This window comes from Acinetobacter lwoffii, from assembly GCF_029024105.1.
Classification (GTDB): domain Bacteria; phylum Pseudomonadota; class Gammaproteobacteria; order Pseudomonadales; family Moraxellaceae; genus Acinetobacter; species Acinetobacter lwoffii.
The window spans coordinates 1,817,513-1,843,548 of the sequence record NZ_CP118963.1 but is presented as its reverse complement, the minus strand read 5'-3'; the positions used below and the strand labels follow the sequence as shown (position 1 = coordinate 1,843,548).

Sequence of the window (26,036 nt, the reverse complement as noted above, 5' to 3'; positions counted from 1 at the left end):
AAATGAAATTCCAGATGAATCTTTAAGTCAGCGCTCAGATCTGTCGCTATGGCTTCTTATTCAGCATTATTTGCAATTTTAAAAAATAAACCACCGGATGCGAACATGCGGTGGCAAGTCTCAATCAAGACGATAGTTTATTCCGGATCATAAAGACCAAGATCGGTCAGATGTAATCTGAGAATCCGGCGTAATTCCAGTACGGCTTCAGGCGTTTCCTGAATCGAATGGCCACCCTTAATGACTTTGCTAGATACAGCACCATTTAGGTAAGCACTCTCATATGAAACGATATCATCGCTCATGAGCTTGGTGTCTTGCGTATCTACGGTATTGCCGATAATCGAGTGAAATTTGATATCTTTAGAAGGCTGAATATCCTGGGTCAACGCCGTGAATTTTGAATTTTCACTCAGATCGCTTGGGCCATTTTGAATCAGGTCATGCCCCAGTTCTTTGACAAACTCGTTTAACCCGATCTCACCTTGCAGGGTATCGGCAAAGGCACCCAAAAATGCGCCCGGTATACGGATAATTTTACGGGCCAGTTTGGTGTGCCAGCGGTCGGCATATTCCGTTCCACGATGCGGTGTCGCTAAGAAAATGGCTCGGCTAAAGTTCGGAATAGGCTGCATTTGCAGGCGTGCTTTAAATAACGGGTTATCTTTAAACTGGGCAATGCGGGTATTTTGTACCAGCTTGAATGCATCTTGGGTAATATCGGCCTGACTGACCATTAAACGGGCAATTACACCTCCCATACTGTGTCCGACCAGTACCGCATCTTTTTTGGCTGGCGCATTGTTCGCAACCCGGGCAAAGCCTTGCTGAACCAGTGCATTAATTTGAAAACGGCTTTCCAGAATCGGCATATTAGTAGAATAAAATACCTGCCAGACCTGGAAATTTTCTCTTAATACCGGATCACCCATAATGTCGTTGGTCAGACGAATCCAGGCTTCAGGACTACTGGCCAGGCCATGAATCAATACCAGCACTTTCTTGTCCGGATTATAAGGTTCCAGCATGTACAGGTGCGGCATGCTCAGACTGTCTTCGCGATTAATCAGCGTCAGATAGGCTAAACGCCCCAGATTGTTCTCGGCCAGCCATAAACCGTAAGGTGCGGAAAAGTTGGCGGCTAGCGCATATTCTTTCGAAGCCACCTTAATCTTTTTATGCTTATAAGGATCATACAGTTTCAGGTGAAACTCTGAAGTAGATAAAATCTGTTCCGTCGAATTCGCGGATTTGGGTACAGCGGTAATGGTGGTCGCCAGATAGCGGGCTGAATGAATGTTTGGATTGATACCATTTGGATAGTTGTGCTTGAGCGGATCGACAATATATTTTTTATCCTGCTCGGTTTGCTGTGCTTCAGGTAAGACCACTAAAAATTCTGAACCAAAACCATCACGGCGGGTGATAGAACGCAGGCCGGAAAAGTTCATGTTATAGGTGGACATCAGCTGTTCAATGGTCTGGTTTTTCAGCTGCGGAAAATTTTCCAGATCAATGGTATATACACTATCACCGACCTGAATGCGCTGGCCGGACTGTTTGGTTTTATAACGTTCAGCATAGCGTTGAATCAGATGGGCAATCGCCAGGTTATAAAAGTCACGAATCTGAACCTGGCGGTTATCAAAAATACGCTCTTGCGGCGCACGCTCGGTTTTAAATAGATAGGCATAGCTATAACGAATGCTTTTATCCAGCATAGTGAGCTGCTGATCCAGACATTTCTGGATATTCTGCTTGTGTTGTTGCTGTTTTTCCGGTGATCGGGTTTTGTTTAAAACACCGGTGTTGCATTCGGCAGACTTGGCATTTTGTAAGGAGTTGGCTAGATATAATTCACTTGCTGTAGAAAGCAATTGTTCATCTAAAATCTGGGGAATACTTTTCAGATCTTCCACACATTCTTCGGGCTGATCAATACAGATCTGAGCTTCACGACCTGTCATGGACAACACATTCAGACTGGCTTCGCTAAGCTTGTCGCGGGTCAAGATGCTGTCACGCTCATTGTTCAGCGTGACATTAATCGCCTGTTCCTTAACACTGACCACCTGACAGCCGCTGAGTACGCTGGTGATGAGTAAAGTGCACAGCATTAATCTTTTATTTATTTTTTCGTGCATAAAACTTTTCACTGAATTCAAGTTATAAAGCGGGATAATGTTTTGTATTTTACTAATTTTTTCCCATAAAAATAGACCGCCGTAGCAGTCTATTTGTAATCAAATTGAAGTGAATCTTGATTATGGGGTTACCGGTGCTGTTGCTGGGTCTGTAGCCGGAGCGGGTGTTGATGTTTGCAGAATTTGCCAAACATTCCAGCGGCCATTTTTTTCAATTTCCTGAATCAGACGGTCGGCTACTTCAGCTTCTTGCGGATATTTCACCTTATAGTTCGCCAAGGTTTGAGTGGCATTTTTTTTCTGTTCTAATGCAATATAGTTATTGGCTGCAGAAAGATAAGCCTCCTGAACGCCAGCTTTCATGGCTTTGTCCAGATAAGCGATGGCTTCACGTTGACCACCGCCTTCAGACAGACCAAAACCAAACCAGAAGTTGACTTCAGGATCATCCGGGTTAATTTTGAGAATACGCTGGGCATAGGTCAGGGAATTGGTGGTATAAACTGAACCCAGATCCAGGTTACGTGCCATCACGCTGGCTTTAAAAGCACGCATCAACACATCAAAAGAGGCATTTGGACGGGCCGCTAAAGTATCCAGTTGTCGGGTGACTTCACGCAATTTGGCTTCAAAACCACGGCGTTCCTGACGATCGCTGAAACGTGGTGGATAATGACGTGCCTTACCTTCGACCATTTGCAGGAAATCGTCAATTTCGGTGATATCGATTTCATTTGAATTGGCAAGTGCTGCATAACGCATTGCACGTGTATTGCTATCTACCACTGGAATAATCAGTTTATTCACATCCAGGGTCAGTTGCTTGGATGGATCATTAGGATCCGTCACCACCATCTTGGTTACAGGCTGCGCTGCAGCTTTTTTCAAATGCACTTCAAATTCAGGTGGTTCATTATAATTGAATGGATTTAAAGCATAAAATGGTGGGCTCAGTTCAGGCTCTACAAAAACCACTTGATCTACAGGTTTCTCAGCAGATTTCTGAGGAGTGGTTGAACACGCAGTAATTGTGAATGCTAAGCAAGCAAGTGCCAAGGGCTTAAAGGTCATAATAGTCATCCATTCTGTTATTTTTAAAACATCTATTCAAAAATTGCATGATCGTCAGTCTATGAAAACTATAACGATCATGCAAGTAAACCCGTGTTACAGAGTGAAGTGTGATATTCAGGCCTTGGATTGGCTGGTTTGCGCTTCACATTCACGGCGCGCTTCTTCCAGAATCTCCAACTCTTTTTTGCTCAAAGGCTGGCCATCCTGTTGCTGCTTGTTAAAGGTCGGATCTAACAAAGAAAGACGATTGCACAAGTTGTTCATGCGTTTTTCATTTTGCTGAATGCGATCCAGCAGAATCCGCATACCTTCTAAAATCGGATCAGACTGATCTTCAGTCGCGGCATAGGGCTGGAAACCGATACTTTCGGCATAGTCACGACGACGGGCTTCAGCATCATCTTTGGGTTTGTCTTTGGTAATAAAACGTGCCGGGTTGCCCACAGCTGTGGCGTTTTCAGGAACCGCTTTGGTAACGACCGCATTAGAACCGACTTTGGCATTTTTACCTACGGTAAATGGCCCAAGAATCTTGGCACCAGCACCGACTACCACGCCATCTTCTAGCGTTGGATGACGTTTACCTTTATTCCAGGTCGTTCCACCCAAAGTCACACCGTGATAAAGGGTGACATCATCGCCAATTTCAGCAGTTTCGCCAATTACGACACCCATACCGTGATCGATAAAGAAACGGCGGCCAATTTTTGCACCCGGATGGATTTCAATGCCCGTGGCAAACCGGCTAAACGAAGACAACGCACGCGCAGTTCCTTTACAGTCTTTGTTCCATAGCTCATGTGCCATGCGATGCATGATCAGCGCATGAATGCCAGGGTAAGTGGTTAAGACTTCTAAGGTATTGCGTGCTGCAGGATCGCGCGCAAAGACAGCTTGTATATCTTCTTTGAGCTGTTTTAGCATTAGATTTGATCCTCGTCCTGTGATGATGTGTGTGAAGATTTTTTCCAGGTACCGTTATTCAATGCCTGAACACGGCTGAAAATACCACGAAGTAAGTGATATTCCATACGATCTAATTGTATACGTCCGAAGAGACGACGCAAGCGTAAAGGCAATAATCTTGGATTTTTTGGATCCATAAATTCAATTTCTGCCAGCATTTTTTCCAAGTGCGGATAGAACTGTTCCATCTGCGCATGATTGACTAAAGGTTCATCCCATTCCATTTCAATACCATCAATGACTTGCATGGTCGCTTTAGCATCACGTGGCTGTTCAATTTGACTCATCGTTGCCATGCGCATCTCATAGCAGATCACCTGAATCGCCTGAGCTACATTCAGTACGCCATAATCAGTATTCACAGGAATAGTCAGATGATAATTGGCCATCGCCAGTTCTTCATTGGTCAGACCACGGTCTTCACGGCCAAATAGAATCGCGACTTCCTGCTGATTTTGTACCACGGCGGACATGGCTTTTTCAGCGGCAGGGCGCACATCTAACAGCGGCCAGGGAATGGTACGGCTACGTGCGCTGGTACCGAATACAATCTGACAGTCTTTAATGGCATCTTCAAGGGTTTCTACAATCTCGATCTGCTCGATCAGGTCAGTTGCACCCGCGGCCAGCGCGTCAATATCCGGATGCGGATAGGTTTTCGGTGCCACCAGAACCAGCTTAGACAAGCCCATGGTTTTCATGGCACGTAAGGCACTGCCGATATTGGCAGGTAAAGTGGTATTGACCATGACAATACGCACATGGGAGAGATGTGCTGAAACAGCAGCATTGTCAATTTGACTCATGAGGATTCCAATTTTAAGGTGTTTTAAAGATCAGGATTTATGAATATTGCGGCTGGGATTCAGCCTGATACAGCTCCAGTGCATCATCCATGCTCATGCCCGCAGGCGGCGGAGGAATATCCACCGGCTTGGCCTGTTCATAGGACACGGCTTTGGCAGCTTTGGACTTGACCTGATACTCAATATGCAAGGCTTCTTTACCAAAATAATCACGCAATTTGGCTAAGAGCTCATCCAGTGGGGCAACTTTCCAGTTGAGACCCAGATGCAGTTCAGTCGTGGCATACGGATAGTCCAGATACAGAATCACCGGAATATGTGCTGACATATCGACATTACAATAAGGAGTCAGAATCTGCTGCAGGTCACGGCTCAAGCTCTTGCTGAAATGCTCGGCTGTGAGAGTAATCTTGATGCTATTGGCACGTTTCTGACGAATTTCATTCAGGCTAAATGCTTTGGTGAGGCGTCCCATCGGACGGTCAAAGCCTTCACGCTCATAAATTTCACCTTCAATCACCACCACTTTATCGAGCTGGATAATCTCTTTAAAGCGGTTGAAGCGTTCGTGATTGGCTGAAATCTCAATCCGTGCCGTACCATCATCCAGTGTCATCATCATCCGGTTCGGAAAGTTGGCAATATCCACCACCAATCCTGCAAACACGGTGGTCACGCCACGGCGGGTCGGCGTCAGCTCATTGATCTGACTAGGCACAAAGGCTTTTAGTTCATTGCGATACACATCAATCGGGTGGCCGGTTAAATACAGGCCAAGCGTGTCTTTCTCACCTTTCAGGCGAACTTCATCTGCCCAAGGTTTGACTGGCTTAGATGGCTTGCGCTGAACTTCTTCAACTTCGCCAAACAGGTCCATGATGCCGGTTTCACGATTGGAACGTGCCTGTTCCGCAGCTTGAACCGCTTCAGGCAGTTGCGCCATCAGGTCGGCACGGTCAATTCCCAAGCAATCCAGTGCACCTGAACGAATCAGTGCTTCTAGAGTACGCTTATTGATTTTTTTCAGGTCAATACGATGACAGAAATCAAACAAGTCACGGAATGGACCTTCTTGTGCACGCGAGTCAATCACAGACTGCATCGCCGCTTCACCAACGCCTTTAATCGCCCCCAGACCATAGACAATGGTTTGCTCATCGATAGCATGGAATTGATACAGCGACATATTCACTGACGGCGGCAAAACTTCCAGATTGTTCTTGCGACAGTCATCAATCAGGAATACCACGTTGTCGGTGTTCTGCATCTCCGAGGTCAATACCGCAGACAGGAATTCCGCCGGATAATGTGCTTTCAGCCATGCAGTTTGGTAGGCAACCAAAGCATAGGCAGCAGCATGCGATTTGTTAAAACCATAGCCGGCGAACTTTTCCATATAGTCGAAGATATGGTTGGCCGTGGCTTCATCAATGTCTTTTTTCGATGCACCTTCAATAAAAATCTGGCGCTGTTTGACCATTTCTTCCGGTTTTTTCTTACCCATGGCACGACGTAACAAGTCCGCGCCACCAAGGGTATAGCCGGCACAGTACTGTGCAGCCTGCATTACCTGTTCCTGATACACCATAATCCCGTAGGTGGGTTCTAGCACGCCTTCAAGCAATGGATGCAGATATTCAAAATCGCCACCATGCATCCGGTGGATAAAGTCAGGAATCAGATCCATCGGGCCTGGACGGTACAGCGATACGAAGGCAATAATTTCTTCAAACTTGCTCGGGCGTGCCTCTTTCAGCATCTTCTTCATGCCCACGGATTCAAACTGGAATACCGCGGTGGTGTTGGCATTAGCAAAGACCAGATATGCGTCTTTATCTTCAAGCGGGATATAAGCAATATCTAAAGGTTTATCCGCTTTGATGCGTTTATTGATATTTTTAACCGCATCTTCAATCACCGTCAGGTTACGCAAACCCAAGAAGTCAAACTTCACCAGACCTGCAGATTCGACATCGTCTTTATCGAACTGTGCCACGCGTCCGGTACCATCGGCATCACACATGACCGCAGAGAAATCGGTAATTTTGGTTGGCGAGATCACCACACCACCGGCGTGTTTACCGGTGTTTCGGGTAATACCTTCCAGTTTCAGTGCCATTTCCCAGATTTCGGCTGCATCGTCATGGTCTGGATTGGATGGATTGGTGACGATATCTTTAAGCTGGGGTTCAGCTTCTAGTGACTCAAGCAGGCTTAGACCTAAAGGCTTGGTCGGAATCATTTTCGAGATACGATCCGCCAAGCCATAAGATTTACCCAAAACGCGGGCAACATCACGAATCGCACCTTTGGCCGCCATGGTACCGAATGTTGCAATCTGGGAGACCGCATCACGGCCATAGGTACGTGCTACATAGTCAATCACGCGGTCACGGCCTGCGATACAGAAATCGACGTCGAAGTCGGGCATCGAAACACGTTCCGGGTTCAGGAAACGTTCGAACAGCAGTTCATAACGCAGCGGGTCAAGATCGGTAATTTTTAAGCTATAGGCGACCAGTGAACCTGCACCCGAACCACGGCCCGGACCGACCGGAACGCCGTTACTTTTCGACCACTGAATGAAGTCCATCACGATCAGGAAGTAGCCCGGGAATCCCATCGAGTTAATGATGTTAATCTCGTATTCGATACGCTCATCATAAGGCTTGCGGATTTCTGGCCAGTCTTCATCACGTTGTTCAGGCGGATACAGGAAATTCAGGCGTTCTTCCAGACCTTCTTTGGACAAGTGTGCAAAGAAGGTATCAATGGTATGACCTTCAGGAATCGGATAATCAGGCAGGAAGTATTTGCCCAGTTGCAGCGTCACATTACAGCGTTTGGCAATGTGATAGGTGTTCTCAATCGCAGATGGAATATCCGAGAACAGCGCCGTCATTTCTTCAGCAGATTTGAAATATTGTTCAGGTGAATAGGTTTTAGGGCGGCGGTTGTCACCAAGCACATAACCATCTGCAATACATACCCGTGCTTCATGCGCTTCATAATCTTCACGGGTCATGAAATGCACATCATTATGTGCGACCACACCGATATTGTATTTTTTTGCCAGCTTAACGGCTTCCAGAATAAAGTTATCTTCATCCGGACGATTGGTACGGGTCAGGGCAAGATAAACACGATTACCAAATTTTTCGACCCATTCTTCTAGCAGCGGTTCCGCTTTTTGCGGATTTGAACTCATCAGCATTTTGCCGACATCGGAATGCATGCCGAGCAGGGCAATCATGTCCTCAGGCTGATTTAAAATCCATTGTTTTTGAACGCAGGGAATATCCAGTTGCTGGCCACTGATAAAGCCTTCAGATACCAGTTCCGTCAGGTTACGCCAGCCGGTATTGGTCATGGCCAATAAGGTCATGCGATGTTCGGCATCATTCAGGCGAATTTCGGAACCCAGAATCGGCTTGATGCCTTTGCCCAGGCATTTGCCATAGAACTTGACGGCAGCATGCAGGTTAGAAAGATCCGTGAGCGCAAGGGCAGGCATCTGTTCTTCTTCGGCAGCTTTGACCAAGTCAGGTATCCGTACGATGGATTCAGTAATCGAAAATTCTGTATGAATACCAAGATGAACAAAGTGCATAGATGAGTCCCTGCTAAAACCATTGAATAGTTTAACATGGGATTTATTGTTTCAGTTTGAAATTGAGGGGAAATGGCTAACTTTTAGGTCAAGTTTGAATTTGATTTTTTAAGCTGATTATTTAGTTAGTTGTTAGAAGATATTTTCTTTTACTTTTGACGGGACAAAAGTAACAAAACCCCTTTGTTGATCTGATGGCACTTCCATGTGCCACAAATCAACGGGCGACTTCCTGTCGCCGTGGCACGTATCAAATAGTTGCAGGACTTTACTTTGAAATAATGAGAAAGGGATCGTAAGTATTAAAAACAATAAAACCCTCTTTTTAGAGGGCTTTATTCATACATAAAAACTAGCTTAACGAAGTCGGGATAACCAGTCACCGAGGCTTTGTACAATCTGCACTAGAATCAGTAATACAATCACCGTCATGATGACTACAGAGGTATCAAAACGCTGATAACCATAAGAAATCGCTAAGTCACCAATACCACCCGCACCGACAGCACCGGCCATTGCCGTTGCACCAATCAAACTGATGGTAGCAGTAGTCAAGTTTAGAATCAGTGAGCTACGCGCTTCCGGCAGAATAAACTTAAAGATAATTTGCATTGGCGTCGCGCCCATCGCTTGGGCAGATTCGATAATACCTTCATTCACTTCAAGCAAAGATGTTTCAATCAGGCGACCAATGTATGGGCCGACATAAATGGTCAATGGAACAATCGCTGCCCAGGTCCCAATCGATGTGCCGACAATTAACTTGGTCAGTGGAATCACCGCAATCAGCAAGATAATAAATGGCAATGAACGTAGCGCATTCACAATCGGATTGAGACCGTGATAAATCACACGATTCGGCAGAATCCCATTCTGACGGGTCACCAGTAGAGTAATCGCCTGAATAAAGCCCCAGATACAGCCAAACAGCATCGCGAAGAACACCATATGAAAGGTTTCTTGTAGCGCTGTCACGAACTGATCTATCGACAGGGAGCTTTTCCAGAACGGTGCAGTGATCGTCGTCAGCCACTGTACAATCAAATCTCTCATGCCTGTACTCCCGCCTGATCGACTTGTACGCCGTGTTGTTCAAGGAATTTTATTGCTGCTTGAATTTCTTGTGCATCACCCAGTAGCTGAATAAACATCTGGCCAATCACCGTGCCATTAATTTCGGTCATATTGGCAAACAGAATATTTAAACTGATATCAAACTGTTTAATCACCGCTTGAATCACGGTTTCCTGTGCCGAGCTACCAAGGAATTTCAGGCAATAAATACTGTTGTGATTCTGGTTTTCCAGATTATTCAGAATATTGACTGGTAAATGCTGCTGTAATACGGTCTGAATAAAACTCTTGGTCGTCGGGTGCTGGGGCTGACTGAATATTTGTAAGGTACTGCCGGTTTCAATCACATCACCTTTTTCCATCACGGCGACATAATCACACACGGTTTCAATTACATCCATTTCATGGGTAACCATAACAATGGTGATGCCTTGTTCTTCATTAATTTTTTTAAGTAGCTGTAGAACAGATTTGGTGGTTTGTGGATCAAGTGCAGAAGTCGCTTCATCACAGAGTAAAATTTTTGGATGATTGGCAAGGGCACGGGCAATACCAACACGCTGCTTTTGACCGCCAGACAATTCATCTGGAAAAGCATGACGTTTATGTTTCAGGTCAATAAAGTCTAATAATTCTTCGAGGCGCTTTTCCCGTTCTGCCTTGCTCCAGCCTAGGAGTTTCATGGGCATTTCGATATTGGCTGCCACGGTTTTGGTTTGCATTAAATTGAAATGCTGGAAAATCATGCCGATGCTGGCACGTTCTTGACGCAATGCTTTGGCATCCAGTGCGGTAAAATCTGTTCCGTTAATGATAATCCGGCCTGAGCTTGGGCGCTCAAGCAGGTTGATCAGACGGATGAGGGTGCTTTTACCGGCACCACTATAACCGATGATGCCAAAAATACTGCCGGTTGGAATCTGAAGATTAATCTGATTCAAGGCATGCAAGGTTTGACCCTTAAGCTCATACTGTTTTGAAATATCTTTAAATTCAATCATAGTGTCAAAAACTGCATCACGGATAAAAAAACAGGCAAGAAATCGTCCTTGCCTGTTCTAAAAGTCTATTATAGTACTATTTTGATTCAGTTAAATACGTCACAGGTTTGTTTACCGCAACTTTCGTACCACCAAAATGTTCATCAACATATGCTTTTACTGCTGGCGTATGATACAACGCACCCACTTTTTGCAGGACTGGATCGTTTTGACGGTCTGCTGCAACAGCTAATACGTTGACATTCATTTTTGTGCTTTGATCGATTGGCTCATAGTAAATCGCATCTTTCAATACGTTTAAACCACCTTCCATTGCCAGGGTATTGCCCAGCACAATCGCATCAACTTCATCTTTTACACGTACTGCAGTCGCCATTTGAATTGGCTTAATCACGATTTGTTTTGCATTTTCGGTCACATCAGAAGTTGTACCTTTGACATTGTCAAAACCAGCTTTTAATTTAACTAGGCCTGCTGATTGTAAAAGTAATAATGCACGTGATTCGTTTGCGCCGTCGTTAGGAATAGCAATGGTTGCACCAGTTTTAAACTCGTTTAAAGATTTCACTTTGCTTGAGTAAATACCCATTGGCTCTAAATAAGTGGTAGATAGAGGTACAATTTTGGCTGTGTTGGCATCGTTGTAAGCCACCATATAGGCATAAGACTGGAATGCATTCACATCAATTTCTTTGTTGGCTACTGCCGTGTTCATTGACACATAGTCAGTAAAATTTTTCACATCAAGTTTGATACCGGCTGCTTTGGTTTCAGGCAGGGTCGCGATATAACGCCATACGTCTACATCTGAACCGGTCGAAGCCATAGTTACAGTTTGAAGACCATTAGCATCTTTGCTTTGCGCTGCATCAGTGGCAGGCGCTTCTTGTTTACCACACCCAGTTAAAGTCAATACAGAGGCACTTAAGATAACGCCAAGTAACTTTTTCATGAAATTGTCCTAATTCTATTCTTGCCTAAAGTATAAGCATTTTTAAATCGTGTTAAATAAGAGTTTTATTACGATCTAAGTAGGTGGATTGATCATTGCTGAGGAGGGCTTGAGATCGGAAGATGCAAGCGTGCAGCAACAGTTCTGGTGAACTTGATCAAGTCAGAGGCAGCCCAAATCTGATGTACTTAATCTATTTTGGAGAGAGAAAATAGATATTTCATAAGTACATGCCAAGGTTTATGTGCTCTGAAGTTGCGGATATCATAGCAATAAATCTATATTCAATATACTGGATAAAAAAGCTTTACTTATCTCTTTAGGCGAATATAAAAAAAGATCTTTTAAAGAAAATATTAATTAAAACAATATATTATTTATATTGAAAATATAGTTTTAATGGATGTGTTTAAATAGTGATCTTTATAAGATTTTGTAAGATAGAAATATAAAAAATGCATATAGATAAATAGGGTGTGTTGACACTTTTAGCTTAAAAAAATAGCGAAGTAGTAAAATCAAATCGCCAAACCCAATTTTACTATTCGCTATGCCTCGTACCATGCTGACAGATCAACACTGGCAAAAGTTGAAAGTTATTCTGCGTAATTTATCCATTCACCACAACTCAAATTTACGCAATTTTATTGAAGCTATTCTCTATAGAATTAGAACAGGCTGTCCGTGGCGAGATATTCCTTGTTGTTTTGGTCATTCAAACTCTATTTTCAAACGTTTTAATCGTTGGTCAAGCAGCGGTAAGTTACTTAGATTATTCAAATTACTAGCCTCATGCCCCGATATGGAGTGGATTTTTATTGATGGCTCTCATGTACTTGCTCATCAACATTCTGCCGGCATAGCGAATCAATCTATTTCTAAAAGTGTAGGAGGAAACTCCTCAAAAATACATTTGATTGTTGATGCACATGGCAATCCTATTGATTTCATGATTACCGATGGAACCACACATGATGTTAAAGTTGCACCTGATTTAATATCAACATTAGATTTAAAAGAGACAAAAGTGGTATGTGCAGATAAAGGCTATGATTCAGAACCACTGCGTGAACAGATCAGGAAAACAGGGACTAAAGCGAATATACCAAAGAAAACAAATAGCCAATCGAACAATGATCATATGGACTGGTATTTATATAAAATCAGGCATTTAGTTGAAAATATGTTTTGTAGATTAAAGCAATTTAGAGGAATAGCTACTCGATATGACAAGCTCAAAAGAAATTATCAAAGTTCTGTTGCTTTAGCCTGTATATTTTTATGGCTACCTTTATAGGGTTAATTATGAACAGTAAATGTCAACAGACCCTATATAGAATATCTGATTTTTTGGAAAATGAAGAAAATTCGAGTATTAACGAGATAAATCTTTCCTTTCTATTAACTAAGCGAGTCAGTATCTGATCTTGGTTTTCTTAGGTCATGATACTGCAAGCTTGTTTTAACAGAAGGGAATATGCAGATAATCTGAACGCTGTTTTTCATAGAGTACGTGTCTACACAAGATATGATCGGCAGGTACAAGCGGATGGTCAAACTCTCCTACTTTTTCTAAGCTAATGTTTTGCATGACACGTTCTGAGGGCGTGTTGACGCATGCAGTAAAAGAAATGACTTTCTCGAGTCGTAGAGTTCTAAAGGCATATTTCAGTACCGCTTTGGCCCCTTCAGTGGCATAGCCTTGATTCCAGTATTGTGGTAGCAAGCGCCAGCCAATTTCAGGGGCATCAGCAATTTTAAGCTCAGGTGGATGCACGTGTAAGCCAATAGATCCGATAAATTCGCCTGTGGTTTTCAATTCTACGGCAAAGGCTCCCCAACCGCGTTTTTCGATATCTGTGCGGATACGTTCAAGAAAAGCAGTTGCCTCAGTCGCATCGAGATTTTTAGGGAAGTAGCGCATGACCTCTTTATCTGCACACATTTGGATAAATGGAGCTATGTCAGAGTCTTGACATTGGCGCAGGATCAGGCGAGGGGTTTGGATATAGCTAATCATAGATTTCACAAATAAAAACCCGCTATAGCGGGTTATAATAAATTAATTTGCAAGTAATAAGTCTTCAGCTCTTAGATATTGAAAGAATGCATCTAAAATTAGATTATTACGACTAATAATGTCTTCTTCATCAAATTTATTTTTTTGAATCAGTAGAGATATTTCATCAATTTGGCTCGGTTTTGAGTAACTGCCTCTACGTACTTCACCACTATAAATTTTTTGTTTATCTTCAAAACGATAATCAGAAGCCCTAATGTTTATACTTTCCTCAAGTAATATTTTATTCCCTAGCAATTCAAGATGTTCAACTTTCTCAAGTCCTTGTTCCATTTGATAACGTTTTTTAGCAAAGATATGTTCTATATGGAAGCTTTCATTAAGGTTAAGCAATGGTTGGTTTTTCAATGTGAAGGCATACCACGTGAGTATGGAACGAGTAATACTGCGTTGATTTGTGAATTTATAAGTTTCAAATAAGGTTCTAGTATGAGTTTCATCAAATCTATATTTTGAAAATGAGACATCATTGTTGTTGACTAGATTAACCATTTCATCAAAAGCAGGAGTTCTGAGTGCATTAACTCCAGGATTTGTAATAGCATATGTATATATAAATGCAGTAATTTTATTTAGAAATTGGAGAAATAACTCATTATCTAGTAAATTTTTGTGATCCTTAAAATGTAAAAAATAGGTGGAAACCAAATTTTGCCACATACCATTGGGAGCATAATTTAGTATGTAGAGTTTTTTTAGAACTTCATTAGAAAATTTTGAATTATCTTGAATTTTGATACTCTGCCAGAAAGCTGCTAGTTTTTTTAAGTCCAGCATTGTGTTTTCTGAATTAAGATATTGATATTTGTTACGCTCATAAAACTTTCTCAAAGCTTCGGTCGATGTGCTTTTATTACCTTCAAGTGCTCGTAAGTAATACATATAGCGCGTGAATAATTCATCCATTGGTGTAGTTGTGCTATGTGTAAAAATATCATTACAAACTTTTTCAAGGTTTTTCCATTCCTCAATGAAATCATCCTTTTTGCCTAATTTCGTATAGAATTTATAAAATTGAGCTTTAAAAATATCTGCATCGGATAAAGGTAGACCACGATCGTTTAGGGTTGAGAAAATACGTAAAGCAGTATCTTGTGAATCCGCTTCGATAGGTAATAGGATGCAATTTCCTAAAATACGAGCGGGTAAGTAAGCGAAATAGCTTGGAAAGTTTTGTAAAAAACTATCGATTCTCTTTTGAAAAAATTGATAATTTTTTACATATTTATTTTCACTATTTACTTGAATAGAGCCTGTTCTTAGTAGTTTTAAAAATTCTTCTTTATCATCATCGGTAGCTACTTCAGAATCAATTTTTAACTCTGTCTTGATGGCTTCACCAAAAGTATCCGTTTTCCAAATGCATTTCTCAATGCGTTGCCGTGTTGACTTAGAGCTTTGATCTTGCATATTGGTAAATTTGTCAAAAAAAGCTCTTAGAAGTAACATCAAAGTTGTGAGTCGTTGTTGTCCATCAATTACTTCGGATTGATCGTTATCATTTTTATATGTGACAATGGAGCCTAAAAAATATTCATCTTTTCTATCATCAAATTGGTCTGCATTATTGTCTGGAAAAGCAAAATTAAAAATATCATCCCATAAGGTTTGGCATTGCTCTTCATCCCATGCATAAGGTCGCTGATAATCAGGTATTAAAAAATCTGCACGTTTATCTGAAAAAAGTTCGTAAACTGTTTTTTGGTCAACATTAAGTTTAGACATAAGCCCCCCAACCCCTCAATTTTATTGGTGCATAATTTTATGTAATCTATTCATTATCATGCATATTATAGAAAAACCCCGAACGAATCGGGGGTTTTTTAATTAATCTAAATTCAGATTAAGCATTTTCACGCGCAATCGCACGGTAACCAATATCTTTACGATATTGAACGCCGTCGAATGTCACTTTTTCGCAAAGCTCTAACGCTTTTTCTTGTGCTTCACCAATCGTGTTACCAAGCGCAGTTACGCAAAGCACACGACCACCAGCAGTAACGATGTCACCATTTTCATTGGCTTTAGTACCTGCATGGAACACTTTCGCATCAGTCATTTCAGTGTCTAAACCTGAAATTACATCACCATTGCTTGAAGTTTCTGGGTAACCTTTCGACGCTAAAACGATACCAACAGTCTTGCGCTCATCCCATTCAGCTTCAGCAGGTAAGTTACCTGCAATACCAGCTTCAACGAGATCTACCAAAGATGATTTTAAACGCATCATGATCGGTTGAGTTTCAGGGTCACCAAAACGGCAGTTAAACTCGATCACTTTAGGTTGACCTTGTTCATCAATCATCAAGCCTGCGTATAAGAAACCTGTGTAAACATGACCATCTGCTTTCATGCCGTCAACAGTCGGACGCATCACTTCTTTCATGGTTTTTTCAAATACGTCAGCCGTCACAACAGGAGCAGGAGAGTAAGCACCCATACCGCCAGTGTTCGGACCTTGGTCGCCTTCAAAAATACGTTTATGGTCTTGAGAAGTTGCCATCGGCAAGATGTTGTCGCCATCAATCATACAAATGAAAGATGCTTCTTCACCCGCAAGGAATTCTTCGATCACAACACGAGAACCTGCATCACCAAATTTGTTGCCTGCAAGCATGTCGTCAATCGCATCGAATGCTTCTTGATTGGTCATTGCAACGATTACGCCTTTACCTGCAGCAAGACCGTCAGCCTTAATCACGATTGGCGCACCATTTTTCTCAACAAATGCTTTCGCAGCATCTACTTCAGTGAACACATCATAGAATGCTGTTGGAATGTTGTGGCGTTTTAAGAAGTGCTTGGCAAAAGCCTTAGAGCCTTCAAGCTGTGCAGCAAATTGAGTTGGACCCCAAATTTTAACGCCAGCTTCACGGCATGCATTTACAACACCATTTACAAGTGGTGCTTCAGGACCAACAACCACTAAATCAACCGCATTGTTTTTTGCAAAGTCGATAATTGCAGCGTTGTCTAAAATATTTAAGGCAACATTTTCGCATTTATTTTCTGTTGCAGTACCTGCATTACCTGGTGCTACAAATACTTTTGCGACTTTGTCATCTTGCGCGATTTTCCATGCCAATGCATGTTCACGACCGCCATTACCCAAAACTAAAACGTTCATCTTTTATAATCCTGTTTAAAAGAAATCCCCACATCTCCAAAAGGAGAATCCCATTTTTGCAGTACTTGACGTACAAAACCCTCCTTAGAAAAGGAGGGCTAGGGAGGATTTAAAAAATTAAATGAATCTTCATGTGTCTATTAATGACGGAAGTGACGCATACCAGTGAAGACCATTGCAATACCAGCTTCGTCAGCTGCTGCAATTGTTTCTTCATCACGCATAGAACCACCCGGTTGAATAATGCATTTGATACCTGCTTTGGCAGCGTTATCAATACCATCACGGAATGGGAAGAATGCGTCAGATGCCATTACCGCACCTTCAACCACTAAACCAGCATGTTCAGCTTTGATTGCAGCAATACGGGCAGAGTTTACACGGCTCATTTGGCCAGCGCCGACACCAATGGTTTGACGGTTTTTAGCATACACAATCGCGTTAGATTTTACGTATTTCGCCACTTTCCAAGCGAAGATCATGTCATCAATTTCTTGTTCAGTCGGCGCACGTTTGGTCACAACTTTAAGGTCATCTTTAGTGATCATGCCCAAGTCTTGATCTTGAACTAACAAACCGCCGTTTACGCGTTTGTAGTCAAGTTGCGATTGACGCGCATCGATTGCTGGGAGTTCGCCACATACAAGTACACGTACATTTTTCTTCGCACCTGTTACTTCAAGAACGCCTTCAGCAACACTCGGTGCAATGATCACTTCAACGAATTGACGATCAACAATGGCTTGTGCAGTTGCAACGTCTAATTCACGGTTGAATGCAATGATGCCACCGAATGCAGATTCAGGATCTGTTGCATACGCAAGATCATAAGCTGCTTGAATACCGTCTAGAGAAACTGCAACGCCACATGGGTTCGCGTGTTTAACGATCACACAAGCAGGCTTCGCAAATGATTTCACACATTCAAGTGCTGCATCAGTATCTGCGATGTTGTTATAAGAGAGTTCTTTACCTTGAAGCTGTTTCGCTGTTGAAACAGAAGCTTCAGTCGCTGTGTCTTCTACATAGAATGCAGCAGCTTGATGCGGGTTCTCACCGTAACGAAGGTCTTGAACTTTGTTCAATTGAGTATTGAAAGTACGTGCAAATTTGTCTGCCTGACCTTCTTCTTTACCTACGCGAGCGCCTAAGTAAGATGCGATCATGCCGTCATATTGAGCAGTATGTTCAAATGCTTTTACTGCTAGGTCAAAACGAGTTGCATGAGATAAAGCACCCTCAGCTTTAAGCTCGGCAACGACAGTTGCATAGTCAGAAGCATTTACGATGATACCTACAGATGCATGGTTTTTTGCTGCAGCACGAACCATGGTAGGACCACCGATGTCGATGTTTTCGATAGCATCAGCAAGTGAACAGTTTGGTTTGGCTACCGTTGCAGCAAATGGATAAAGGTTTACAACGACTAAATCAATAGCATCAATGTTGTGTTCAGCCATCACAGCTTCGTCTAGACCACGACGAGCCAGGATACCCCCATGAATTTTTGGATGTAGTGTTTTTACACGGCCGTCCATCATCTCTGGAAAACCTGTATGCTCCGAAACTTCAACTACAGCCACATTATTGTCTTTCAACAATTTGTAGGTACCACCTGTAGATAAAATTTCTACCCCTAGAGCAGCAAGTTCTTGTGCAAATTCAACAATACCAGTCTTGTCAGACACAGAGATTAAAGCGCGTTTAATAGTCATGATCTTCGTCACAGTTTTCAAGGAACAGAATAAAACAAAATCAGCAATTTACAGGTTAAAAAAAATGCCTGCGGAAGCCGCAAGCATTTTATCATTTATTCACTCATTAAACCGTGAGCTTTTAACTTTTTACGTAAAGTACCACGGTTGAGTCCGAGGATCTCGGCAGCACGTGTTTGGTTACCACGTGTATATTCTAGAACTACAGATAGAAGAGGTTTCTCCATTTCTGCTAGCACCATGTCGTATACCTGAGATGGTTGCTCGCCCTGCAGTTGTGCAAAATAGTGGCGAACTGCGCGATCTACGTGGATACGTAAAGCAACATCAGATTGTGCAGTAAAAATAGGAGATTTGCTATTCATGCGAATTAATCCGAAAAACAAATATCACTTGGGTAAAGTGATATATAAAAGTGGTCTAGAAATTGAAATGAACTCCATTTTAGATCCTAAAACGGAAGTTCTAAAACTTAGTCATTACATTGAGCCTGTAGCTTGACACATCTCTGCGATTTGGTCGAAAAATAAGCGTAACAATAGTTAAAGTTTTGTTACTGACCAAAATCAAAACAAAAAAATCTGCACGATACGCAATAAATTTTATAGCGCATTAGGCAAGACTGTATTTGTTGTGAAAAAGTCGCGAGGAGTTGCAGCACATAGCTTTCGTGGCGCGTATCATACCATTGTCTAAGCAAAAGTGAGCAAGAAAACTGCATTTTTTTTAACTTTTTTTAATTTTTTAATGCTTTCTCAGCAGATTAGGGGCGAATTATTTCCAAAGTATAGCGATCAAAGCTTTTACGATCGACTGGAAGCTTAAATTTGAATTTAAACGGGCTGTTTTTTGGGATGCGCTGAATATTGACCAGACTTTCAATCAGGTACTCTTCGGAGGACAGGTTATAAGTTGCAATCACTTCACCGCGATGTTCCAGATTGATTCTTAAAATTGGTAAAGCCAGACTACGGTCATGAAAATTAATCAGCTCACCGCTAAACTCAGCTTCATTATTACCGGTTGCCTTGATTTTGACTTTATTAACCTGAATTAGTGTGTAGTATTTTTCCAGATTGGAACAATTAAACACTTCACAAGCACTGTTAAAGGCCAGACTCATGACGTGACTGTTTTTGATGTATTGCGGATTGAACCAGAAAAATTGAAACAGCAGCAGGCTGAACAGCGACAGATTAAGTAAACTCCAGCCTATATAGTACATTGGCCCACGTTTGGTTTGTTTTTCTGCCTGATCTTCCCAATTCATGCTCGGCAGGACTGAAATCGGCTCGGTACTGAAATAATTCAGGTTATTTAAATAGGTTTCCAGGTCAATATTGGAATGTTCAACTTTTTGATCAAAAATCTGTAGCAGGCTATGACGATGGTGCTGCTGATCCGTGTGATAAACACCTGAGTTATTTTGAGCATTAGTTTTGCTGAATTCGCTGGAGTTTGATTGAGCGTGAGACATTGAGGCAGTGACCGAATTCCGGGTTTCGGTCACCAAATGCGATAAGGCATTAAATGAGGTGGTACATTTAGGACAGCAAACCATTCCCTGCGCAACGGTGAGTTGAGCAACTGTGACCTTATAGGTGGTGGAACAGGTAGGGCAATGGGTTCTTTTGTCACTCATGGATTATTTATAGGCTCATTCGTTCTTATGGCGTTTACCCGAGATACGGCACCAGTGCTCATCTCGTTTTTCTACCTCTAATATATCAAAATAATTTGAGTAAATGCTAGTAACATCAGCAACTTGCTCTTCAATAACACCCGCAAGTGCGAACTGTCCCTCAGATTTGATTAAAGTTGCGAACTCGGGAGCCAGCATCATCAGTGGTGCTGCCAGAATATTGGCAACAAATACGTCAGCTTTGGTATTGCCGAGCTCATCTCTAAATTCTTCTGGCAGTCCGACATAAAGTTTGTCCAGTACGCCATTCAGTTCAGCGTTTTGCTGAGTCGCCAGTACAGCTTGTGGGTCGATATCAGTAGCATATGCTTTTTTCGCACCTAATAGCAGTGCAGCTACCGCGAGAATACCTGAGCCACAGCCATAATCGATGACAATTTTATCTTTCACATCAATCTTGCCGAGCCATTGTAAGCACAGGAAAGTTGAAGCGTGGTTGCCTGTTCCGAAAGCCAGACCTGGATCAAGCTTGATGTTTACCGCATCGGCATCAGGTGCTTCCATCCATTCGGGTACGATCCAGTATTTATCAGCAATCTGAATTGGCTCATAGGCATCCATCCAGGTGCGTTCCCAAGCCTGATCTTCAATCAGTTCATGACGGATCGGAGCATCTGGCATTTGTGCACGAATAAAGGTTTCTAGTGCGGTAACATCAATTTCTTCGCCTTCTTCCTGCGCATAAATACCGGTCACAATCACTTTATTCCAGAGTGGTGTTTCACCTGGAAGTGGTTCCAGCAAATCCTGGTTTTCAGCATCATCCAAAGTCACACTCACTGCGCCTAGCGAGCTGAGTAATGTCTCAGTAAAATCAACCTGAGCCTGTTCAACCGTAATATGAATTTGTAACCACTTCACAGAAATAACCTTTATACATTTTTCAAAAAGCTATTGTAACGGAAGTTCAGACTCAACGCTGCTATCTTCTTGATCCATTCCCAAAATAAAAAGGATGCCTGAGGCATCCTTTGAACAGTTCCAGAGCTTATCTAATCCAGATTCGTTAAAGGTGTTTGCGCCGGGAGTGGTGCAAGCCGGTTCAACAGACTGCCAAAAATTGCAGCAAAGATATACATAAAGATAGAATAAACCGCGGCTGGCATCGCCACAGCAGCACTGCCAATCACGGTCAGGGCAATGGTCATGGCGAGGGTGCTGTTATGAATGCCAATTTCAAATGCACTGGCACGGGCTTGAGCGCTATTAATATTCAGTAGTCGCGGAATCAGATAACCAATACTCAGGCTCAGGATGCAGAACAAGGCAGTCGCCAGACCCACCTGGGTCAAGTATTCACCGATATTGCTGCGCTCTTTGATGAGTGTGGCAATAATAATCAGCACCAAAAAGCCAATCGAAAAAATCCGCAGCGGCCGATTCAGTTTTGCGGTCACGCCTGGTGCATAGCGCCGAATCAACATGCCAATTCCCACCGGAATCAGGATGATCGCAAAGACTTGCAGAATCTTGCCGAATTGCAGGCCAACTTGCTGGCTATCCTGCATAAAATGCATGATCGAAAAATTAATAATTAAAGGTAAGGTAATCGCTGCGATGACTGAGTTGATAGCAGTCAAAGTGATATTGAGGGCTAAGTCACCTTTAAACAGATAGCTAAACAGGTTGGCTGTTGCACCCCCGGGCGAAGCCGCCAGGAGCATCAACCCGACTGAGAGTAATGGGGTTAAAGCGAATAGCTTGCAGAGTAAAAAGGCAATGCCAACCAGAATAACCAGTTGGCAGAACAATGCTATAAATACGGCTTTGGGGTGACGAGTGACACGGCTAAAGTCCCGAGGCGTCAGTTCAAGGCCCAGTCCCATCATGATGATTGCAAGTGCCAGCGGCAGTAATATCGTTATAAGGCCAGAATCCATCTGTATGCTCCTTGTCGAAAATTGTTTTAATACTTCTGATTTTCTTTGGAAAAGCATACAGCCTTATAGCAGAATCAGCCAAATAAATTACAAATCTGATAAACGCCCTTTGTTGCTATACACCACTTGCTGGCGGCTAATTAGCACACCGAAAATAGTGGCGAAACTGTACATGAAAATTGTATAAATGCCTGCAGGAATAGCCATCGTGACATTATTTAAGACCGATATCGCAATCGTCAGCGCAATGGCAGTGTTATGAATGCCAATTTCAAAGGTACAGGCGCGTGCCATTTTCTCTGGAATACCCATGAGTAAAGGAATGCAATAGCCAATAAACAGGCTGGAAAAACATAAAATCGCAGTTACTGCACCAATATTGGCAAAGTATTCGACCAAATTCGAACGTTCTCTGAAAATGGCGAATATCAATAGGATGGTTAGAAAACCGATAGAGAGTAAGCGCATGGGCCTGCTGACAGTAATTGACAGGTTTGGAAATTTGGCCCGAAGCAGCATACCCATGATCACGGGAATCAAGGTAATTAAAAACACCTGCACAATCTTTTCAGCTGGAAAAGTCACGTTTGAGTCATGACTCATAAAGTAGTGTAAGGATAGATTGATAATAAAGGGTAGGGTAAAAATAGAAATGATGGTATTAATGGCGGTTAGAGTAATATTCAGTGCCACATCACCTTTATATATGTAGCTAAACAGGTTCGCGGTTGGGCCGCCAGGTGAGGCGGCTAGCAACATCAGACCTACAGCAAGCAAAGCGGGCAAGTCCAAAATCAGACAAATAAAAAAAGCAATGCTGGGTAACAGTACTAACTGCGCAAATAAAGTAATAAAAATGACTTTAGGATAGCGACTTAAGCGCAGGAAATCTTTGATGGTGAGTTCTAGCCCCAGCCCCATCATCATGATTGCCAATGTAATTGGCAAAAAAACGCTAAAAAACCCCGAATCCATGAATTTGCCTTTTTATTATACATTTATAGATATATTTTGAGTTTAGCCTAGATGAATAAATAAGTAATAAAAAACGGGCAAAATGCAGTCACTTTGCCCGTCAAAACTTTTACTTGAAATCTAAACTATTTAGATATATATCGGCTACATACCTGGCTGGCCTTGCATTGGTGAGTCAGGCTGTGCTGGCTGGTTCATCTGATGCTGCATTGGTTGGCTTTGCATCGGTGGCTGCATTGGCTGACTTTGCATCTGAGATTGTCCCTGAGGGCGTGGTGGCATAAAGCCTAATGCACATTTACCTTTGACTTCGGCACCATTAATGGTGGCAGTGGTTGCACCACTGTTGCCGCTACAAGTACTCATGAGTTCGGCTTCATCGCCTTTGATTGAAGCGTTTTTGGATGAAGCGAAAAACTGCGGTTCACAGGTACCATTCCAGATAATGCCGCGATGGGCAAAACTGACTTGTGCACCTTGGGATTTGCCTTTACAAACCTGTTGGTACTTTTGTGTATTATAAATGGTTTCGACCTTATCATTCGCTGATGCAGCAAACGGCGCAAAACATAAACCACATAGAACGGTTGAGAGGAAAATATTCTTATTCATCTTTTATACCTTTGTTTGTAATGTAACCAACATATAGATTAAAAAATGCGCGAGATTAAACAATGCAAATCGAGTAAATTTCTCAGCTTATATGTTTAATTTATATAGTTCCTCTGCAAAGTTAAATTACAGCGCTTTATTGTTATGCGAGTTAAGTGCGATTTATCTCAGGATAAATTCAACTGAATTTGTCTACTTTAGAGTGAAATTTGCTATAATGCTCAGCTATTCTTTTTTATCTCTCAATTACCACTATGCATTATCCTAAAGTATACGATGTCATTGTTATCGGTGGCGGTCACGCCGGTACGGAAGCGGCTCTGGCTGCAGCGCGTATGGGTCGACAGACTTTACTCTTAACTCATAACATTGAGACTTTAGGGCAGATGAGCTGTAACCCGGCCATCGGTGGTATTGGTAAATCGCATTTGGTGCGTGAAATTGATGCCTTGGGCGGTGCGATGGCACTGGCTGCCGATAAAGGCGGTATTCAATTCCGTATTTTGAACTCGCGTAAAGGTGCTGCAGTACGTGCAACACGTGCGCAGGCGGACCGTGTACGTTATAAAGCGGCTATTCGCGAAACATTAGAAAACCAAGCAAACCTTGATATTTTTCAGCAAGCCGCAGATGACCTGATTGTTGAAGGCGATACCGTTAAAGGTGTGGTTACCCAAATGGGTATCCGTTTTGATGCGAAAACTGTGGTGCTGACAGCAGGTACATTCTTAGGTGGTGTCATCCACGTTGGTCTGGAGAAATCTAGCGGTGGTCGTGCGGGTGATCCGCCGTCAATTTCCTTGGCACATCGTTTGCGTGAACTTCAACTTCCAGTGGGTCGTTTAAAAACAGGTACACCACCACGTATTGACGCGCGTTCAGTGGATTTCTCTGTGATGACACCACAGCCGGGTGATTTCCCATCTCCGACCATGTCATTCATGGGGGATGTGTCTATGCATCCTGAGCAGGTAAATTGCTATATCACGCATACCAATGAACGCACGCATGAAATCATTCGTGGCGGTTTAGACCGTTCACCGATGTACACGGGTGTGATCGAAGGTGTTGGACCACGTTATTGCCCATCGATTGAAGATAAGATTCACCGTTTTGCCGATAAAGATTCTCACCAAGTCTTCTTGGAGCCTGAAGGCTTGGATACACATGAGCTTTATCCAAATGGTATTTCGACTTCTTTACCGTTCGACGTTCAGTTTGAACTGGTTCGCTCGATCCGTGGTATGGAAAATGCGCACATTCTTCGTCCGGGCTATGCCATTGAATACGATTACTTCAACCCACAAGCGTTGAAATTTACCCTTGAAACCAAAGCAATTAATAACTTGTATTTCGCCGGTCAAATCAACGGCACAACCGGTTATGAAGAAGCGGGTGCGCAGGGTTTGCTTGCAGGCTTGAACGCTGCACGCCGTGCTTGGGATCAGGAGCAATGGACGCCAAAACGTGATGAAGCATACATGGGTGTTCTGGTCGATGACCTGATCACATTAGGTACCAAAGAACCATACCGTATGTTCACCTCACGTGCCGAATACCGTTTGATGCTGCGTGAAGATAACGCAGATCAGCGTTTAACAGCCATTGGTCGTGAAATGGGTCTGGTGGATGACGCGCGTTGGGCAGTGTACTGTGAGAAAATGGAAGCAGTGGAAAAAGAAACAGGCCGTTTGCAACACTTGTGGGCCGCACCAAATAACCCAATGGGCAAGAAATTCGTTGAGATGACCGGTGCAGACCTGTCTAAAGAATGTTCGGCGATTGATTTGTTGAAACGTCCAAACATTTCATTTGCTCAAATTGCAGAGTTAACCAATTCTGAAGTATCACCATTTGTCGGTGAGCAAATTGAAATTGCAGTGAAATATGCGGGTTATATTAATCGTCAGCATGAAGACGTCGCACAAATGAAACGTCTTGAAGAAACCCGTATTCCTGCGGATTTCGATTATGACATCGTGTCAGGTCTGTCCCGTGAAATTACCCTGAAACTGAAAGATGTTCGTCCTGAAACATTGGCGCAAGCCAGTCGTATTCCAGGTGTAACCCCTGCAGCAGTTCAACTGGTGATGATTACAATTCGTAAGAATGCACAAGCAAAGAAATCTGCTTAAGATTTTGCGCTAAAAAAGCCCGCATTAAGCGGGCTTTTTATCGGCTTGTAGTTTTGTATAAGTTTTGACTATCGTTGAATTAAAAATAACTACTATTAAATTAAGTTATTGATAAATATATATAATAAATATTATCAAGATGTATTAAGTCTATAAATACAATCTTTTAGGTCTAATTTAGAT

General features: G+C 42.6%; 19 protein-coding genes and 1 pseudogene. 2 read left to right on the top strand and 18 right to left on the bottom strand.

The annotated features are described in order from the left end of the window. Positions 1-137: 137 nt before the first annotated feature. From PYW33_RS08890 to PYW33_RS08855, 8 genes are all read right to left on the bottom strand, one after another. Positions 138-2,144, bottom strand: coding sequence for an esterase/lipase family protein (locus tag PYW33_RS08890; protein ID WP_034606007.1), 2,007 nt, complete (start codon positions 2,142-2,144; stop codon positions 138-140). A gap of 120 nt (positions 2,145-2,264) precedes the next feature. Continuing rightward, entirely contained in the window at positions 2,265-3,215 is a 951-nt protein-coding gene (locus PYW33_RS08885; protein WP_004646689.1) for an ABUW_2363 family tetratricopeptide repeat lipoprotein, read from the bottom strand. Positions 3,216-3,332: 117 nt separating this feature from the next. After that, the gene (cysE, locus tag PYW33_RS08880; protein ID WP_004279928.1) at positions 3,333-4,142 is read right to left on the bottom strand and encodes a serine O-acetyltransferase; all 810 of its coding nucleotides are present in this window, start codon (positions 4,140-4,142) and stop codon (positions 3,333-3,335) included. Next, complete coding sequence (locus PYW33_RS08875) at positions 4,142-4,990, bottom strand: RNA methyltransferase (RefSeq protein ID WP_004646690.1); 849 nt, start codon at positions 4,988-4,990, stop codon at positions 4,142-4,144. The genes cysE and PYW33_RS08875 overlap by 1 nt, the downstream gene beginning before the upstream one ends. Positions 4,991-5,027: 37 nt before the next feature. Next, positions 5,028-8,600 (bottom strand): DNA polymerase III subunit alpha, encoded by a 3,573-nt coding sequence (dnaE, locus tag PYW33_RS08870; RefSeq protein ID WP_004646691.1) that lies wholly within the window; start codon positions 8,598-8,600, stop codon positions 5,028-5,030. Between the two features lie 357 nt (positions 8,601-8,957). Then, positions 8,958-9,653, bottom strand: a complete 696-nt coding sequence (locus PYW33_RS08865) for a methionine ABC transporter permease (protein ID WP_004646692.1) — start codon at positions 9,651-9,653, stop codon at positions 8,958-8,960. Beyond that, positions 9,650-10,675, bottom strand: a complete 1,026-nt coding sequence (locus tag PYW33_RS08860) for a methionine ABC transporter ATP-binding protein (protein WP_004646694.1) — start codon at positions 10,673-10,675, stop codon at positions 9,650-9,652. The genes PYW33_RS08865 and PYW33_RS08860 overlap by 4 nt, the downstream gene beginning before the upstream one ends. A 76-nt stretch (positions 10,676-10,751) precedes the next feature. Beyond that, positions 10,752-11,627: a MetQ/NlpA family ABC transporter substrate-binding protein gene (locus PYW33_RS08855; RefSeq protein WP_004646695.1), complete on the bottom strand. Its 876-nt coding sequence runs from the start codon at positions 11,625-11,627 to the stop codon at positions 10,752-10,754. Positions 11,628-12,177: 550 nt separating this feature from the next. On the opposite strand from PYW33_RS08855, the pseudogene PYW33_RS08850 reads away from it, so the two are divergent. Next, positions 12,178-12,943, top strand: a pseudogene (locus tag PYW33_RS08850) (IS5-like element ISAba31 family transposase). Between the two features lie 146 nt (positions 12,944-13,089). Here the strand turns inward: PYW33_RS08850 and PYW33_RS08845 are convergent. The 10 genes from PYW33_RS08845 to PYW33_RS08800 form a co-directional block, all read right to left on the bottom strand. Then, the gene (locus PYW33_RS08845) at positions 13,090-13,647 is read right to left on the bottom strand and encodes a GNAT family N-acetyltransferase (protein WP_004646697.1); all 558 of its coding nucleotides are present in this window, start codon (positions 13,645-13,647) and stop codon (positions 13,090-13,092) included. Between the two features lie 42 nt (positions 13,648-13,689). Then, on the bottom strand, positions 13,690-15,432 hold the full coding sequence (locus PYW33_RS08840) for a DUF262 domain-containing protein (RefSeq protein ID WP_004646698.1): 1,743 nt from the start codon (positions 15,430-15,432) through the stop codon (positions 13,690-13,692). A 118-nt stretch (positions 15,433-15,550) separates the two neighbouring features. Continuing rightward, positions 15,551-16,834, bottom strand: a complete 1,284-nt coding sequence (gene purD / locus PYW33_RS08835) for a phosphoribosylamine--glycine ligase (RefSeq protein ID WP_004646699.1) — start codon at positions 16,832-16,834, stop codon at positions 15,551-15,553. A 140-nt stretch (positions 16,835-16,974) separates the two neighbouring features. Continuing rightward, positions 16,975-18,549, bottom strand: coding sequence for a bifunctional phosphoribosylaminoimidazolecarboxamide formyltransferase/IMP cyclohydrolase (gene purH / locus PYW33_RS08830; protein ID WP_004646700.1), 1,575 nt, complete (start codon positions 18,547-18,549; stop codon positions 16,975-16,977). 95 nt (positions 18,550-18,644) lie between these two features. Beyond that, positions 18,645-18,914 (bottom strand): DNA-binding transcriptional regulator Fis, encoded by a 270-nt coding sequence (fis, locus tag PYW33_RS08825; RefSeq protein WP_001086304.1) that lies wholly within the window; start codon positions 18,912-18,914, stop codon positions 18,645-18,647. Positions 18,915-19,312: 398 nt separating this feature from the next. Further along, positions 19,313-20,191: a DUF3426 domain-containing protein gene (locus tag PYW33_RS08820; protein ID WP_004646701.1), complete on the bottom strand. Its 879-nt coding sequence runs from the start codon at positions 20,189-20,191 to the stop codon at positions 19,313-19,315. Between the two features lie 15 nt (positions 20,192-20,206). Next, positions 20,207-21,112 (bottom strand): 50S ribosomal protein L11 methyltransferase, encoded by a 906-nt coding sequence (gene prmA, locus PYW33_RS08815; RefSeq protein WP_004646702.1) that lies wholly within the window; start codon positions 21,110-21,112, stop codon positions 20,207-20,209. Positions 21,113-21,243: 131 nt separating this feature from the next. Continuing rightward, a complete protein-coding gene (locus PYW33_RS08810; protein ID WP_004646703.1) occupies positions 21,244-22,131 on the bottom strand; it encodes a bile acid:sodium symporter family protein in 888 nt (295 codons plus the stop codon). 87 nt (positions 22,132-22,218) lie between these two features. Continuing rightward, the gene (locus tag PYW33_RS08805) at positions 22,219-23,106 is read right to left on the bottom strand and encodes a bile acid:sodium symporter family protein (RefSeq protein ID WP_004646704.1); all 888 of its coding nucleotides are present in this window, start codon (positions 23,104-23,106) and stop codon (positions 22,219-22,221) included. 144 nt (positions 23,107-23,250) lie between these two features. Next, the gene (locus PYW33_RS08800) at positions 23,251-23,718 is read right to left on the bottom strand and encodes a hypothetical protein (RefSeq protein WP_004646706.1); all 468 of its coding nucleotides are present in this window, start codon (positions 23,716-23,718) and stop codon (positions 23,251-23,253) included. Positions 23,719-23,972: 254 nt separating this feature from the next. Here PYW33_RS08800 and mnmG point away from each other — a divergent pair, with 254 nt between their 5' ends. Next, positions 23,973-25,853, top strand: coding sequence for a tRNA uridine-5-carboxymethylaminomethyl(34) synthesis enzyme MnmG (gene mnmG / locus PYW33_RS08795; protein WP_004646707.1), 1,881 nt, complete (start codon positions 23,973-23,975; stop codon positions 25,851-25,853). Positions 25,854-26,036 lie beyond the last annotated feature (183 nt).

Bases quoted from the DNA above. Each gene is read 5' to 3' on its own strand.
- PYW33_RS08820 (WP_004646701.1), bottom strand. From the start codon at position 20,191: ATGAGTGACAAAAGAACCCATTGCCCTACCTGTTCCACCACCTATAAG.
- PYW33_RS08800 (WP_004646706.1), bottom strand. From the start codon at position 23,718: ATGAATAAGAATATTTTCCTCTCAACCGTTCTATGTGGTTTATGTTTT.
- PYW33_RS08840 (WP_004646698.1), bottom strand. From the start codon at position 15,432: ATGTCTAAACTTAATGTTGACCAAAAAACAGTTTACGAACTTTTTTCA.
- PYW33_RS08805 (WP_004646704.1), bottom strand. From the start codon at position 23,106: ATGGATTCGGGGTTTTTTAGCGTTTTTTTGCCAATTACATTGGCAATC.
- mnmG (WP_004646707.1), top strand. From the start codon at position 23,973: ATGCATTATCCTAAAGTATACGATGTCATTGTTATCGGTGGCGGTCAC.
- PYW33_RS08875 (WP_004646690.1), bottom strand. From the start codon at position 4,990: ATGAGTCAAATTGACAATGCTGCTGTTTCAGCACATCTCTCCCATGTG.
- PYW33_RS08810 (WP_004646703.1), bottom strand. From the start codon at position 22,131: ATGGATTCTGGCCTTATAACGATATTACTGCCGCTGGCACTTGCAATC.
- fis (WP_001086304.1), bottom strand. From the start codon at position 18,914: ATGAATAGCAAATCTCCTATTTTTACTGCACAATCTGATGTTGCTTTA.
- dnaE (WP_004646691.1), bottom strand. From the start codon at position 8,600: ATGCACTTTGTTCATCTTGGTATTCATACAGAATTTTCGATTACTGAA.
- purD (WP_004646699.1), bottom strand. From the start codon at position 16,834: ATGAACGTTTTAGTTTTGGGTAATGGCGGTCGTGAACATGCATTGGCA.
- purH (WP_004646700.1), bottom strand. From the start codon at position 18,549: ATGACTATTAAACGCGCTTTAATCTCTGTGTCTGACAAGACTGGTATT.
- PYW33_RS08865 (WP_004646692.1), bottom strand. From the start codon at position 9,653: ATGAGAGATTTGATTGTACAGTGGCTGACGACGATCACTGCACCGTTC.
- PYW33_RS08845 (WP_004646697.1), bottom strand. From the start codon at position 13,647: ATGATTAGCTATATCCAAACCCCTCGCCTGATCCTGCGCCAATGTCAA.
- PYW33_RS08860 (WP_004646694.1), bottom strand. From the start codon at position 10,675: ATGATTGAATTTAAAGATATTTCAAAACAGTATGAGCTTAAGGGTCAA.
- cysE (WP_004279928.1), bottom strand. From the start codon at position 4,142: ATGCTAAAACAGCTCAAAGAAGATATACAAGCTGTCTTTGCGCGCGAT.
- PYW33_RS08855 (WP_004646695.1), bottom strand. From the start codon at position 11,627: ATGAAAAAGTTACTTGGCGTTATCTTAAGTGCCTCTGTATTGACTTTA.
- PYW33_RS08890 (WP_034606007.1), bottom strand. From the start codon at position 2,144: ATGCACGAAAAAATAAATAAAAGATTAATGCTGTGCACTTTACTCATC.
- PYW33_RS08885 (WP_004646689.1), bottom strand. From the start codon at position 3,215: ATGACCTTTAAGCCCTTGGCACTTGCTTGCTTAGCATTCACAATTACT.